The 13,767-nt window shown below is 68.2% G+C and carries 12 protein-coding genes and 1 tRNA gene; 7 read left to right on the forward strand and 6 right to left on the reverse strand.

Going from position 1 to position 13,767, the window contains the following annotated elements:
* Positions 1-41 precede the first annotated feature (41 nt).
* The gene (locus G6035_RS09550) at positions 42-722 is read right to left on the reverse strand and encodes a response regulator transcription factor (protein ID WP_176616858.1); all 681 of its coding nucleotides are present in this window, start codon (positions 720-722) and stop codon (positions 42-44) included.
* 52 nt (positions 723-774) lie between these two features.
* Positions 775-2,019, reverse strand: a complete 1,245-nt coding sequence (locus G6035_RS09555; RefSeq protein ID WP_371130943.1) for a sensor histidine kinase — start codon at positions 2,017-2,019, stop codon at positions 775-777.
* A gap of 169 nt (positions 2,020-2,188) precedes the next feature.
* On the opposite strand from G6035_RS09555, the gene phoU reads away from it, so the two are divergent.
* A complete protein-coding gene (phoU, locus tag G6035_RS09560; protein WP_176616859.1) occupies positions 2,189-2,851 on the forward strand; it encodes a phosphate signaling complex protein PhoU in 663 nt (220 codons plus the stop codon).
* An 82-nt stretch (positions 2,852-2,933) separates the two neighbouring features.
* Here phoU and G6035_RS09565 read toward each other — a convergent pair whose 3' ends face one another.
* Positions 2,934-3,680: a phosphoglyceromutase gene (locus tag G6035_RS09565; protein WP_176616860.1), complete on the reverse strand. Its 747-nt coding sequence runs from the start codon at positions 3,678-3,680 to the stop codon at positions 2,934-2,936.
* Positions 3,681-4,094: 414 nt separating this feature from the next.
* On the opposite strand from G6035_RS09565, the gene G6035_RS09570 reads away from it, so the two are divergent.
* On the forward strand, positions 4,095-4,904 hold the full coding sequence (locus tag G6035_RS09570; RefSeq protein WP_176616861.1) for a class I SAM-dependent methyltransferase: 810 nt from the start codon (positions 4,095-4,097) through the stop codon (positions 4,902-4,904).
* Between the two features lie 19 nt (positions 4,905-4,923).
* Here G6035_RS09570 and G6035_RS09575 read toward each other — a convergent pair whose 3' ends face one another.
* Positions 4,924-5,283, reverse strand: coding sequence for a DUF2516 family protein (locus tag G6035_RS09575; protein ID WP_176616862.1), 360 nt, complete (start codon positions 5,281-5,283; stop codon positions 4,924-4,926).
* A gap of 77 nt (positions 5,284-5,360) precedes the next feature.
* Positions 5,361-6,533: a PLP-dependent aspartate aminotransferase family protein gene (locus tag G6035_RS09580; RefSeq protein ID WP_176616863.1), complete on the reverse strand. Its 1,173-nt coding sequence runs from the start codon at positions 6,531-6,533 to the stop codon at positions 5,361-5,363.
* Positions 6,534-6,653: 120 nt separating this feature from the next.
* Here G6035_RS09580 and tmk point away from each other — a divergent pair, with 120 nt between their 5' ends.
* The 4 genes from tmk (at position 6,654) to G6035_RS09600 (ending at position 10,244) form a co-directional block, all read left to right on the forward strand.
* Entirely contained in the window at positions 6,654-7,319 is a 666-nt protein-coding gene (gene tmk, locus G6035_RS09585) for a dTMP kinase (protein WP_176616864.1), read from the forward strand.
* Positions 7,316-8,491 carry a DNA polymerase III subunit delta' gene (locus G6035_RS09590; protein ID WP_176616865.1) on the forward strand — a complete coding sequence of 392 codons (1,176 nt, stop codon included), beginning with the start codon at positions 7,316-7,318 and terminating at the stop codon, positions 8,489-8,491. The genes tmk and G6035_RS09590 overlap by 4 nt, the downstream gene beginning before the upstream one ends.
* 17 nt (positions 8,492-8,508) lie before the next feature.
* Positions 8,509-10,071, forward strand: coding sequence for an alpha/beta hydrolase (locus G6035_RS09595; RefSeq protein ID WP_176616866.1), 1,563 nt, complete (start codon positions 8,509-8,511; stop codon positions 10,069-10,071).
* Positions 10,072-10,168: 97 nt separating this feature from the next.
* Positions 10,169-10,244, forward strand: a tRNA-Thr gene (locus tag G6035_RS09600).
* Between the two features lie 144 nt (positions 10,245-10,388).
* On the opposite strand, the gene G6035_RS09605 is transcribed toward G6035_RS09600, so the two are convergent.
* Complete coding sequence (locus G6035_RS09605; protein ID WP_256127876.1) at positions 10,389-12,398, reverse strand: MDR family MFS transporter; 2,010 nt, start codon at positions 12,396-12,398, stop codon at positions 10,389-10,391.
* A 190-nt stretch (positions 12,399-12,588) separates the two neighbouring features.
* On the opposite strand from G6035_RS09605, the gene G6035_RS09610 reads away from it, so the two are divergent.
* A complete protein-coding gene (locus G6035_RS09610; RefSeq protein ID WP_176616867.1) occupies positions 12,589-13,767 on the forward strand; it encodes a low temperature requirement protein A in 1,179 nt (392 codons plus the stop codon).

Raw genomic sequence — 13,767 nt, forward strand, 5'->3', positions numbered from 1 at the left:
CCTGCGGCCTGCAACCTGCCCTGCGGCCTGCGGCTCGCGGCCTACGGCTCGAACTTGTACCCGAGCCCGCGCACCGTCACCAGGAACCGCGGCGCCGCCGGGTCCGGCTCGATCTTGCTCCGGATGCGCTTGACGTGCACGTCCAGCGTCTTGGTGTCGCCCACATAGTCCGATCCCCACACCCTGTCGATCAGCTGCCCGCGCGTGAGCACGCGCCCGGCATTGCGCAGCAGCATTTCCAGCAGTTCAAACTCCTTCAGCGGGAAGGACACGCCCTCGCCGTGCACGGTGACCACGTGCCGTTCCACATCCATCCGGACCGGGCCGGCCTGCACGGTGGAGCTGACCAGCTCCTCCGGTTCACCCTGCCGGCGCAGTACGGCCCGGACACGGGCCATGAGTTCACGGGACGAGTACGGCTTCGTGACATAGTCGTCGGCGCCCAGCTCCAGCCCCACCACCTTGTCGATCTCCGAATCCTTGGCCGTGAGCATGATGATGGGGACGGTGGAGCGCTGGCGCAGGTGCTTGCAGACCTCGGTGCCGCTCATGCCCGGCAGCTGCAGATCCAGCAGCACCAGGTCGGCGCCGCTGCGTTCAAACGCCACCAGGGCGTCCAGCCCATCGTCCGCCACCTCCACCTCGTACCCTTCCTTGGCCAAGAGGAAGGACAGGGGGTCGCTGATGGACTCTTCGTCTTCGACAATCAAGATGCGGCTCACGTGTACTTGCTCCTTGTGACTCAGCTGTGTCATAACCCAGCTGTGGTGTGGTTCAGCGTTGCTTCCGTCCGGTGCCAAGGCTCAGGGCGGCGTCGCTGGTGGACGGGGAAAGTTGGGGCAGGCGCACGGTGAACGTGGAGCCTGTCTTGGGCGCGGACCACAGGGTGACCTCGCCGCCGTGGTTGCCCACAATATGCTTGACGATGCTCAGGCCGAGTCCCGTGCCGCCCGTGTGGCGTGACCGGGCCGCATCCACCCGGTAAAAGCGCTCAAAGACACGCTCCTGGTCTTCCGGGCTCATGCCGTCGCCCTGGTCGGAGACACTGACGCTGACGACGCCGTCACGCACCTGGAGCCCGATCCCCACCTGGGTGTTTTCCGGGGAATAGCGCACGGCGTTGTCGATCAGGTTCCGCAGCGCAGTCACCAGCTGGGACGCGTCGCCGTGGACCAGGGCGGGGACGGGCGGGCCCACCGCAAGAACAATGTTCTTGGCCTGCGCCGGCAGCCGGGTCCGGTCCACGGCCTCGGCGATGACCGCGTTGATGTCCACGTCGGTGCCCGCCTGGACGATGTCCTTGCCCTGCAGCCGCGAAAGTTCAATGATGTCCTGGACCAAGGCGGCCAGACGGGCCGACTCGGTGATCATGCGGGACGCGAAGCGGCGGACGGTCGCCTCGTCATCCGGGGACGACTCCAGCGCCTCGGCCAGCAGTGAGATGGCGCCCACGGGCGTTTTCAGCTCGTGGGAGACGTTGGCGACGAAATCGTTGCGCACGGCCTCGGTGCGGGCAATTTCGGTGCGGTCGTCGGCCAACAGCAGGATGTATTCCTCACCCAGCGGCGCCACGCGCACCTGGATGACCAGCGTGCCTTGGCCGGGGGAACCGGGCGGGGGCTGCGCACCCGGGCCGGCGTCCGGCGTCGAACCTGGGGCAGTGCCTTGGCCTGGCAGGAGAACGCGGGGCAGGAGCAGCTCGCGCTCCTCAATGACCCCGTCGCGGCGGACCCGGTGGGCCAGGTCCAGCAATTCCTGGTGGACCACCGTGTGGCCGCGGACCAGGCCGAACGCGTAGGCGCCCGGGCTGGCGCGGACCACGCCGTCGACCACGTCAATGACGATGAAGGCCTTGCCCACCACGGAAAGGATCTCCGCGGAGCCCTCCGGCAGTGACGGTTCGCCGACGTCCACGGTGCGGCGGCGGGCCCGTTCGCTGGTGCTGAAGGCGAGCATGCCGAACATGCCCATGGCCAGGCCCACCAGCCCGGCAGCCACTCCAATCAGCAAAGGATTCACATCCCAAGACTATGCGCAGTTTCCACCCGGGCCGCCCCAAATGGGTCACCCGTGGCCGCCCGTTCAGCCAACGTTCACCTGATGGTGCGGCCGCGTTAACACTTGGATGGCAAGGTGGGAGATGATCAAGCCCACCTATGTAACGGGCTGCCCATGAAAGGAACCACGCGTGCGCAAAGTATTTCAGGCTGAACTTCACCAAATCGGGGAGGGCCTGGTGGAGATTTCCTCACTGGTGATTGATGCGATTGACAAGTCCTCAACGGCCTTTGCCGCAGCCGACCTGCAGGCAGCCCAGGAAGTCATCGCTGCCGACGCGCGGATCGACTTTCTCCAAAACGACCTCGACGAGCGCGCCATCGACGTACTCGCCCTGCAGGGGCCGGTGGCCAGCGACCTGCGCATGATCGTCGGCTCACTGCGCATGAGCGCCTCCCTTGAGCGCATGGGCGACCTGGCCCGCCACATTTCCCAGCTGACCCGGCTGCGGTACCCGAACAACGTCATCCCGGAGCCGCTCCGGGAAACCTTTGCCGAACTGGCCCGGCAGGACCTCGTCATTGCCCGCAAGGTCGCCGAACTGCTGGAGTCCAGGGACCTCGGGCTGGTGGGCGACATCGCCGCTGCCAAGTCCGAGATCAACAAGCTGCACAAGACGGTCTTTTCCGCCATGGGTGCCCCCGGGTGGGCCGAAACGCCCGCCACCACCGTGGACGTCACCCTGGCCAGCCGCTACTTTGAGCGCTTCGGCGACCATGGCGTCTCCGTGGCCCGCAAGGTCTCCTACCTGGTCACCGGCGAATGGCAGGCCGAGGACTTCCTGGCCGTTTAGGCAGCTGCCCGGGCGCCAAGCACGACGGCGGCCGGTGACCTTTCGAGCGAAAGGGCACCGGCCGCCGTCGTGCTTTATGGCCTTATTTCTTGCCCTGGTTCGCCACGGCCAGGATGGAGGCCGCTGCGGCATCCGGGTCCAGGTACGTGCCTCCGGGGGTGACGGGGGTGAAGTCCTCATCCAGCTCGTACACGAGCGGGATGCCGGTGGGGATGTTCAGGGAGGCGATGGCGTCGTCGGAGATGCCGTCCAGGTGCTTGACCAGGGCGCGCAGGGAATTGCCGTGGGCCGTGACCAGCACCGTCTTGCCGGCCTTGAGGTCTTCCTTGATGTCCGATTCCCAGTAGGGCAGCAGCCGGATGAGCACGTCCTTGAGGCACTCGGTGCGCGGCAGGGCGTTGCCCAGGCCTGCGTAGCGGGGGTCGTGCGCCTGCGAAAACTCGCTGTCATCGGAGAGCGGCGGCGGCGGGGTGTCGTAGCTGCGGCGCCACTGCATGAACTGATCCTCGCCAAACTCAGCCAGCGTCTGGGCCTTGTCCTTGCCCTGCAGCGCACCGTAGTGGCGTTCGTTCAGGCGCCAGTCGCGCTTGACGTCAATCCAGCCGCGGTCGGCGGTGTCGAGGGCGAGGTTGGCCGTGTTGATGGCCCGCTTGAGCCGCGAGGTGTACAGCACGTCCGGCAGGAGGTTGTTCTCCACCAGCAGCTCGCCGCCGCGCACTGCTTCCTGGCGGCCCTGGTCGTTGAGGTCAACGTCCACCCAGCCGGTGAACAGGTTCTTGGCGTTCCACTCACTGTGGCCGTGGCGGAGCAAAATCAGGGTATAGGTCATGGTGTCATCCTACCGGCACGGGCCCCGCGGGCCCGCTGCGGGACGCAATGCTACGTGCCGCTGCGCACCCGGCGGAAGCTCCCGGCCCGGCGTTCACGCCGCCGTCTTTTATGCGCCGGATTCACCGGCGGTTTTGCGCATATGGAGGCTGCGCTTCGCTTATGCGCCGGACCCGTGCGGGGTTTGGCGCAGCTGGTCCACTGGCGCCAAACCCACGCCGGGTCCGGCGCATAACGAAAGCGGCCCGCAGCTTATGCGCACCACCCACCGCCGGGTTTGGCGCATAAGCGCCGCCGGCCGTGAGCCCCGCCACGTTATTTCAGCCGGACGCCGCCGGGCCATTAGTGTAATCCAGTGGTTCAACGTGCCCAAAGGGTCAAAACAGCTTCCACCGGCCCTGCACAACGTGATTCCGTGCCGCGCGGCCGGTCCCGCAGCAAACCCTTCGGCAACCCCACCCGCGGCACCACCAACCCGAACCGCCTCCGCCGCGTGGACCGCTGGCTGGCCGGCCCGGAAGCGTGGCGGCTGCGCCGGGACAGCACTGCCGGCGCCCGCCCCCTGGTGGTGGACCTGGGCTACGGCAGCTCACCCACCACCGCCGTGGAACTGCACCACCGCATCAGCGCTGCCTGCCCGGGCGCCCATGTGACCGGCATTGAAATCGAGCCCGAGCGGGTCCGCACCGCCAAGCCGCTGGAGCACGACGGCCTGGATTTCCGGGTGGGCGGCTTTGAAATCCCGGTACCCGGCCACGCCACCATGGTCCGCGCCTTCAACGTCCTGCGCCAGTACGAGGAGGCGGACGTCCGCCTGATTTGGGGCACCGTCTGCTCCCGGCTGACCCCCAACGGAATCTTCGTTGACGGCACCTGCGACGAGATCGGCCGCCGCAGCACCTGGGTGGCACTGGATTCCGCGGGACCACGGACCCTGACGATCTCGATGCGCTTTGGGGCCTTCAACCTGCCCTCCGACGTGGCCGAGCGCCTGCCCAAGGCGCTGATCCACCACAATGTGCCCGGGGAAAAGGTCAATGACTTTCTTCAGGCCCTGGACCGGCACTGGCTCGCCGCGGCGCCGCTGGCCCCCTTCGGCCACCGCCAGCGCTGGCTGCGCATGTGCCAGAAGATGTACGACGACGGCTGGCCCGTCACGCGCGACCCCTCGCGGTGGCGTTTGGGCGAGCTGACCGTGGCGTGGGCCGCCGTCGACCCGAACTAGGCGCGGCTGCTGCCGGATGCTACCAGGAGGACCCGCGGTTTTGGTTGCCGCGGCCCCGCCCGCGGACCTCGGCCAGGGCGGGCCGGACGTCGGCCAGGTACACACCGGCAACCGTGGCGCCTGCAAGGTCGATGATCATGAGCATGCCCAGGCTGGGCGAGCTGAAGGTGGTGACGACCGGCAACAGGTACAGGAAGCCGAAGAACGCCGAGATTCCCGTCAGGGAACCCCAAAACTGCTTGGTGCGCTTGTAGACGCGCTGAAAATCCGCGGCGGGCGTGCGCAGGCAGTCGGTCAGGGCCCAGATTTGGACGCCGAACGCCACGGCACCCAGCACCACCAGGATGAAAAAGGTCGCAGCATAGAGGAAGAAGCTCACACCACCAGCCTAGCCGGTGCGGGCGACAAGAAACATGCCGCGGCCGGGAGCCTTCCCGCCCGGGCGCCGCGGCTCCCCTACCGTCCGGCGGCGTCCAGTGCCTGGGCCAGGTCCGTCCAGAGGTCTTCAACGTTTTCAATGCCCACGCTCAGGCGCAGCAGGTTCACGGGCACCGATTCGGGCTCGTTGGCGTGGCGGCGGCGGCGCTCAATGAGCGATTCGACCCCGCCCAGGGAGGTGGCGGGGGTCCACAGGCGCAGTGCTTCCACGAGGGTGTTGGCGGCCTCCTCGCCGCCGGCCACCTCGATGCAGAGGATGGAGCCAAAGCCCAGCATCTGCGCCTTGGCGCGTTCGTGCCCCGGATCGGAGTTGAGGCCGGGGAACAAAACCCTCTCGACGCCGTCGTGCACGTTCAGGCGCTTGGCCAGCTCGAAGGCATTGGCCTGGGCCCGCTCAACGCGCAGGGCCAGGGTGCGCACGCCGCGCAGGGCCAGCCAGGCCTCAAACGGGCCGGCAATGGCGCCGTGGATGGAACGGTGGTGGAGGAGCGTGTGGCGCAGGTCCTTGTCAGAGGTGATGAGGGCGCCCAGGATGACGTCGGAATGCCCGGCCAGGTACTTCGTAACCGAGTGGAGCACCACGTCGCTGCCCAGGTCCAGCGGCTTTTGGACCAGCGGCGTGCTGAAGGTGTTGTCCGTGACCACCACGGCACCCACGGCCTTGGCGGAACGGCACAGGACGCGCAGGTCTGCCACTTCAAGCATGGGGTTGGTGGGACTTTCCAGCCACAACATGTCGGCCGCCTTTTCGCCGGCCCCGGTGAGGGCGGCGATGACCTCGTCGTTGTTGGCAATGTCCACCGTGCGCAGGCTGAACAGGCCCTTGTCCGCAAGTTCCTGTGCCATGACCAGGGCGCCCTGGTAGGAGTGCCGCGGCATGACGAGCACGCCGCCCACCGGGATCAGCGAGAACGCCGCGGACACGGCGGCCAGCCCGGAGCTGAACACGAGCGCCGGCAGGGCGGCCCCTTCCAGCTCGGCCAGGGCGTCCTCCAGCGGGTCCCACGTCGGGTTGGAGTAACGGCCGTAGGCCCTGTCGCCGTCCACGACCTGTCCGGTGCCCACGTACGTGGAAGACAGCACGATGGGCGGGTTGACCGCGGCGTCGTGCTCGCGGGCGGGCCGGCCGGCGGCCACCGCCACCGTCTCCGGGCTGAGCTGGTCGGGGTGGGAGGAAGGTTCAAGGGTCATGCTTCCAAAGATAGTGCGCCCGGGCGCCCCGGACGAAAATTCGTGACACGGGCCGGGCCGGCGGCCGCAGCCTGTGGACAAGCCGGGAGGCCTGTCAGCGGCGGCCGGTAAGCTGGGACCGTGACTTTCCCACCCGCCGCCCAGCCCGGCCTGTTCATTGCCTTTGAAGGCGGTGACGGGGCCGGAAAATCGACCCAGGCCGCCCTGCTGGCCCGGGCCCTGTCCGACGCCGGGCGCACCGTTTTGCGGACCCGCGAACCGGGCGGGACCCCGGTGGGCGAAAAGCTGCGCTCGCTGGTGCTGGACCACGGGCAGGGCGAGATTGACGCCCGCTGCGAGGCGCTGATCTTTGCCGCCTCCCGCGCCGCCCACGCCGCCCAGGTGATCGCCCCCGCCGTGGCACGCGGGGAGGTGGTCATCACCGACCGCTACATCGACTCCTCCATCGCGTACCAGGGGGCCGGCCGGGGACTGGGGGCCGCCGAGGTCCGCCGGCTCAACGAATGGGCCACCGACGGGCTGTGGCCCGAGCTCACCGTGCTGCTGGATGTCTCCCCCGAGGACGGGCGCAGCCGACGCACCGCGGGGGATGCGGCGGAGGACCGGCTGGAATCCGAGCCCGACCACTTCCACGCGGCCATCCGCCAGGCATTCCTGGACCGGGCGGCCGCCCGCCCCGAACGCTACCTGGTGCTGCCTGCCGGCCGGCCGGTGGACGAGCTGGCCGCGGCGGTGCGCACCCGTGTCCTGGAGCTGCTGGCCGCCAGGGAAGCGGGCGCTGCATGAGCGTGTGGGTGGACCTGCAGGGGCAGGGGCCCGTGGTGGAGCAGCTGCGCCGCGCCGCCCAGTCAAGCAACCCCACGCACGCCTGGCTGCTGACCGGCCCGCCCGGGTCCGGGCGCTCCAACGCCGCGCTGGCCTTCGCCGCCGCGCTGGTCTGCGAACGCGAGCAGTTGGCCGAGCGCGGCTGCGGCGTGTGCAAGGCCTGCCACACCACGCTCGCCGGCACCAACGCGGACGTCACGTTCATCGCCACCGAAAAGACCACCATCACCATCGAGGAGGCCCGCGAGCTGGTCCGCAAGGCCCACGACAGCCCTTCCTCGTCCCGGTGGCGCGTGATGATCGTGGGCGACGCCGACCGCATGGCCGAACGCACCACCAACGTCCTGCTCAAGGCCATCGAGGAACCGCCGCCGCGCACCATCTGGATCCTGTGCGCGCCCAGCCCGGCCGACGTGCTGGTCACGATCCGCTCGCGCTGCCGCACGCTCACGCTCCGCCTGCCGCCGGTGGAGGACGTGGCGGCCCTGTTGGTGCGCCGCGACGGGATTGAACCCGCCTTGGCCCTGCACGCCGCCCGTGCCGCGCAGAGCCACATTGGCATTGCCCGCCGGCTGGCCTCCGACGCCGGCGCCCGGGAGCGGCGCGACACCATCGTCCGCCTGCCTTTTTCCCTGCGCGACGTTTCGGCGGCCGTGCGCGCCGCCGGGAACCTGCTGGAGCTGGCCCAGGCGGAGGCCGGATCCTCCAATGAGGAACGCGACATTGCCGAAAAGGCCAAGCTGCTGCGCGACCTCGGCGCCCCCGAAACCGGCACCCTGCCACCGCCCATGCGCGCGCAGGTCAGGGCCCTGGAGGAGGACCAGAAGCGCCGCTCCAAGCGCTCGGTGACGGACCAGCTGGACCGGGCCCTGACGGACCTCCTCTCCTTCTACCGGGACGTGCTGGTGCTCCAGCTGGCGGCGCAGGGAGGGCCCGGCGTCGTGCCCTGCGAAGGGTCCGTGGAACTGGTCAACGAGCCGCTCCGCGACCACCTGGCCGAGTTCGCCGCCCGGGGCCGCCCTGAAGCCACCTTGGCCCGGATGGACGCCATCAACGCCGTGCGCCGCCGCCTGACCACCACCAACGTCTCCCCGCTTTTGGCCCTTGAAGCCATGGCCGTCAGCCTGCTCTAGATCCGCAAAGGACCCCCATGCCCCACGCACCCGTACGACGGCGGCACCGCCTCCGCCTTTCCCTCACCATCGCCATGGCGGCCGTGGGCGCCCTCCTGCTGGGCTCCTGCTCGGCTCCGGCCCCCGCCCCCGCGACGGCACCGACGGTGGTTGCCAGTGCGCAGGCGTCCGTCATTGGCGACGTGCCGGCGGACCTGGCCCCCTACTACGGACAGGTGGTGACGTGGACGTCCTGCAACGGCGGCTTCCAGTGCGCGAAGGTGAAGGTGCCGCTGGACTACGCCAAGCCGGGCGGGGAGTCCATCAAGCTCGCCGTCACTCGGCTGCCTGCCACCGGAAAGCGGCTCGGGTCCCTGCTGGTCAATCCCGGCGGACCGGGCGGCTCCGGCGTGGACCTGGTGGTCAACAGCGGCCGGCAGTACTTCTCCGCGAAGCTGCGCGCCGCCTACGACATTGTGGGCTTTGACCCGCGGGGGGTCCAGCGCTCGGACCCCGTCAAGTGCCTTGATGACGCCCAGATGGACGCGTCACGGCAGAAGGACTACGACATGTCCACGACGGCCGGGTTTCAGGCCGCCGAGGCGGACTCGAAGGCGCAGACCGAGCTGTGCGTGAAGAACTCGGGGAATATCCTGGACCATGTGGACACGGTCAGCTCCGCCCGCGACATGGACATCCTGCGCGCCGTGGTGGGCGATGCGAAGCTGAACTACATGGGCTTTTCCTACGGCACCAAGCTCGGCGCCACCTATGCCGGCCTGTTCCCTTCCCGGGTGGGACGGTTCTCCCTGGACGGCGCCCTGGACCCGTCGCTGGGGATTGACCAGATTTCCATGGGGCAGGCGGTCGGCTTTGAAAATGCCCTGCACGCCTGGGCGAAGAACTGCCTGGGCACCAAGGACTGCCCGGTTTCCGGCACCGTGGACGGGGCGGTGGAGCAAATCCGCCAGCTGAATGCCGTGTACACGAAAACGCCGCAACAGACCTCCAGCGGCCGCGTGGTGACCGGCACCGAGTTCACCAACGCCGTGGCGTTCGCCATGTACTCCACCGACTTGTGGGAGCCCCTCGCCGCGGCACTGAAACAGGCCTTCGCCGGGGACGCCTCCGGCATGCTGATGCTGGCCGACTACTCAGCGGACCGCGGCTCGGATGGCAAGTACAACTCCAACACGGCGGCGGCGTTCACGGCCATCAACTGCCTGGACTACCCGATGGACTCGGACACCGCGCACATGCGCACCGACGCGGCGGCCCTGGAGAAGGCCTCCCCCACCTTCGGCGCACTGCTGGCCTACTCGGGGCTGACGTGCAAGTACTGGCCGTTCCCGGCCACCGGCAGGCCGGCCCCCATTGCCGCACCGGGCGCCGGCCCCATCCTGGTCATCGGCACCACGGGCGACCCCGCCACCCCGTACAAGTGGGCGCAGTCGCTGGCCAAGCAGCTGGATTCCGGCGTCCTGGTGACCTGGAAGGGCAACGGGCACACCGCCTACGGCCGGGCAAACCAATGCCTGACGTCCACCGTGGACGACTACTTTGTCAACGGAAAGGTCCCTGCCGCCGGCACCACCTGCTGACGGCGGCCGGGGCCGATTTTGTACATGGGGGCCGGACATATTAGAGTTGTTTCTTGTGTTCGGCGAATGCCCCCGCAAGGGGTTTTCACGGCCACAGGCCTCCATAGCTCAGTTGGTAGAGCGTTTCACTCGTAATGAAAAGGTCAACAGTTCGATTCTGTTTGGAGGCTCCACCAAAGCCCCTGGCATCCATTGATGCCAGGGGCTTTTTACGTGCCCGCGGCATGGCCCGCCGCCGGTGCGGAGACAGAAACGGACAGGTGCGGTTGAATTCTCAACCGCACCTGTCCGTTTCTGGGTCCTGGGGCCGGGAGGGACTAGCGGGAGCCGCCGCCGTCGCCGGAACTGCTGCTGCCTGCGTGGGTGTGGCTGCCCGGTTCGACGAGCGCCCCCATCCGTTCTGCCGTGTGCTGGAGCAACAGGTCCGCATCGTCGGCGCGTGCCGCCGCGTTGTCCGCGGCCTCCTGCAGGGCCGACTTCGCCCGCAACGGCGGAGTCTTGAAGAACAGGGCAAGCACGAACGCCAGCAGCACCACCATCAGGGCAACCCAGTAGATGACGATGGTTGAGGCGGTGAAGCCCGTCAGGAACGGCTTGCTCAGGGCCGGGTTGGCGCCCTTGAGGAATGAGGTGTCATTGAGCGCGCTGCTGCCCGCCGACGACGACCCCGTTGCCGATTTCAGCTTCTGCGCGATGGTGGGGGCCACCTGGTCGACCACCTGGCTGCGGACCGCCGGCTTGGAGAAGTCCAGCGGCTGGGCCGGCACCGTGCTTTCAGCCTGCGCCTGCGGCACGCCCTTGGCGACCAGCGCCTTCACGCCGGCAGCGTGGGCCGCCTGCTGCGCACCCTTCTCCACCGGCGTCACCATGTTGGTGTAGATCAAGGCCATGATGGCCTTGTTCTCGGGCGCCGTCGCCACGGACGGGGTCATGGCGGCATTGAGTGCACTTTTGAGCGTCGGTCCGTCGGACAGCGAGGTCTGGATGTTCAGCGGCATCACCGTGAACAGCAGGGACAGCATGACGGCGGTGCCCAGCGTTCCACCGATCTGGCGGAAGAACGTCGAGGCACTCGTGGCCACGCCCATGTCGCGCAGGCCCACGGAGTTCTGGCTGGCGATGGTCAGGGTCTGCATGAGCTGGCCCAGGCCAAGCCCGATCAGCAGCATGCCGCCGGCAACAAACCAGAAGCTGGAGTCGTACCTGAGGAAGGTGAAGTACAGGAAGCCCGCGGACATCAGGCCGGTGCCGAGGATGGGGAACATCCTGTACCTGCCGTTGCGTGCGATCAGCTGGCCGCTGGCAATCGAGGCGATCATCAGCCCCAGGATCATCGGCAGCATCTGGAAGCCGCTCTCCGTCGGCGTGGAACCAAGGACAATCTGCAGGTACAGCGGGATGGTCATCATGGCGCCGAACATGCCAAAGCCCACCAGGACGCCGATGACGGTGGCCATGGAGAAGGTGGCGGAGTGGAAGAGCGTGATGGGGATCAGGGCATCTTCCTTCATGCGCACCTCAATGAGGATGAAGGCAACCACGCCAATCACGCCGATGCCGTAGCAGGCGATGGAAGCAGGGCTGGACCATCCCCAGATCTGGCCTTCCTCCGCCACGAGCAGCAGCGGCACGAGGGCCACAATCACGGCGGCGGCGCCCCACCAGTCGATGCGCACCGAATGGCGGTCCACCTTGGGCAGGTGCAGGAAACGCAGCACCATGGCCAGGGCGGCCAGGCCGATCGGGACGTTGATCAGGAACACCCAGCGCCAGCCGGCGATCCACAGGATCTCATTGCTGCCGGCAAAGAGGCCGCCGATGAGCGGGCCGATGACGCTGGAAACACCGAAGACAGCCAGGAAGTAGCCCTGGTACTTGGCTCGTTCGCGCGGGGCAAGCATGTCGCCCATGATGGCCAGCGGCATGGACATCAGGCCGCCGGCGCCCAGGCCCTGCACGGCGCGGAAGACGGCGAGCTCGATCATGGAGGTCGAGAAGCTCGCCAGTACGGATCCGACGATGAAGACGACGATCGCGAAGAGGAACAGCGGGCGCCGTCCGAAGATGTCGGACAGCTTGCCGTAAATGGGTGTGCTGATCGTGGAAACAATCAGGTAGGCGGTGGTGACCCACGCCTGCAGGCTCAGGCCGTGGAGGTCGTCACCGATGGTGCGGATGGCCGTTCCGACCACCGTCTGGTCCAGGGCCGACAGGAACATTCCTGCCATGAGCCCGAAAATCACAAACAGGATTTGGCGGTGGTTCATCACCGCGCTGCCTGCGGGGCTGGCCCCGGATGCGTTGGCTGTTGGGTTGTCGCTAGACATGCGTCCTCAAAACGTGTGGAGGATGCCGCTGGCACCGGCATCACAACGGCGTGGGCGCAACGAAATTTGTTGCGCAGGGACGTACGCTACTCCCTTCATCCCGCGCGGGCAAACAGTTACTTGCGGCAACCGTCCAGTTTCGCGCACAGTGAACACCCCCCTTCACCCGGCACGGACCTATCATGGGCCCATGACCGAGAAAATGCCGCCCAGGGTCCGTTCCCGTGGGCCGGCGCGGGCGCCCGGCCGCGTCCATTGGATGGAGTTGTTTTTTGACCTGGTCTTCGTGGCGTTTGTGGGCCAGCTCGCCCACGGCATCCACGGCAATCCCGGCTGGGCCGAGTTCGGCACCTTCATCCTGCTGTTCTTTCCGGCGTGGTGGGCGTGGGTCAACATCGTCTCCGTTGTCAACCTCCTGCCCGGGCTGTCCTCCCGCAGCCTGGGCATGGCCATGCTGGCGGCGATGGCGGCCGCCGGTGTCATGGCCGCCGCCGCCCCGCACGCCCTGGGCGGGCGGGCATGGGCGTTCTCGCTGGCCAACGCGGCCATGCGGGCCATCCTGCTGGTGCTGTGGCTCTACCGGCGCCGGCACACGGGCGGTGCCGCGCCGTCGTGGCGGATCTGGACCTACAACGGCGGGACGGCAGCCCTCTGGCTCGTGGCCGCCGCATTGCCCCTGGAGGGCGCCGTGGCGTTGTGGGCCGCGGCCATTCTGGTGGAGGTGTCCATGGTGCTGGTGGGCGGGCGGCTGCAGCCCGACGCCGGCATTGCCGGCATCAACGTCGAGCACGCCGCCGAACGGCTGGGCCTGTTCGTCATCATCGTCCTGGGCGAATCCGTGTTCACCGTCGTCACCGTAGTGTCCACGGTGTGGAATCCCGCGGCGTGGCTGGCCGGTTCCCTGGGCTTTGTGGTGGTGGCCCTGCTCGGCTGGGCCTTCTTCCAGTACGGCACCGGCACCCTCAACGCCGGGCTGGAACGGCTGGCCGGCCGGCGCGACTTTGGCGGCATCCAGCTGACCATCCTGTTCATGCCGTTTCTGCTGGTGGCGGGCGTGACCGCCATCGCCGGGGCCATCGCGACCGCCATCCCGGCGCCGTTCGCCACGCTTCCCCTCGGCTCGGGCATCACGCTCGGCGGCGGGCTGGCGCTGTTCTACCTGACCAATGCCGTGGTTTCACTGCGCTTCGGCCAGTCCGCCGGCGCCGTGCTCCCCTGGTCCATTCCGGCCGTGGCACTGAGCCTCCTGCTCGTGCCGGCCAGCCGGGACGTGCCGGCCGCCGTCGTGCTTGGGCTGGCCGTGGTGCTCCTGCTGGCGCTCACCGCCTACGTGGAGCTGCACCATCGCGCCATGGCCCGGCAGGGTTGA

Origin of the sequence: Arthrobacter sp. SDTb3-6 (genome assembly GCF_013376095.1) — a bacterium.
Lineage (GTDB): Bacteria > Actinomycetota > Actinomycetes > Actinomycetales > Micrococcaceae > Specibacter.

Coding starts and splice junctions, on each gene's coding strand:
- G6035_RS09565 (WP_176616860.1), bottom strand. CDS start 3,680: ATGACCTATACCCTGATTTTGCTCCGCCACGGCCACAGTGAGTGGAAC.
- G6035_RS09580 (WP_176616863.1), bottom strand. CDS start 6,533: ATGACCCTTGAACCTTCCTCCCACCCCGACCAGCTCAGCCCGGAGACG.
- G6035_RS09590 (WP_176616865.1), top strand. CDS start 7,316: ATGAGCGTGTGGGTGGACCTGCAGGGGCAGGGGCCCGTGGTGGAGCAG.
- G6035_RS09595 (WP_176616866.1), top strand. CDS start 8,509: ATGCCCCACGCACCCGTACGACGGCGGCACCGCCTCCGCCTTTCCCTC.
- G6035_RS09605 (WP_256127876.1), bottom strand. CDS start 12,398: ATGTCTAGCGACAACCCAACAGCCAACGCATCCGGGGCCAGCCCCGCA.
- G6035_RS09610 (WP_176616867.1), top strand. CDS start 12,589: ATGACCGAGAAAATGCCGCCCAGGGTCCGTTCCCGTGGGCCGGCGCGG.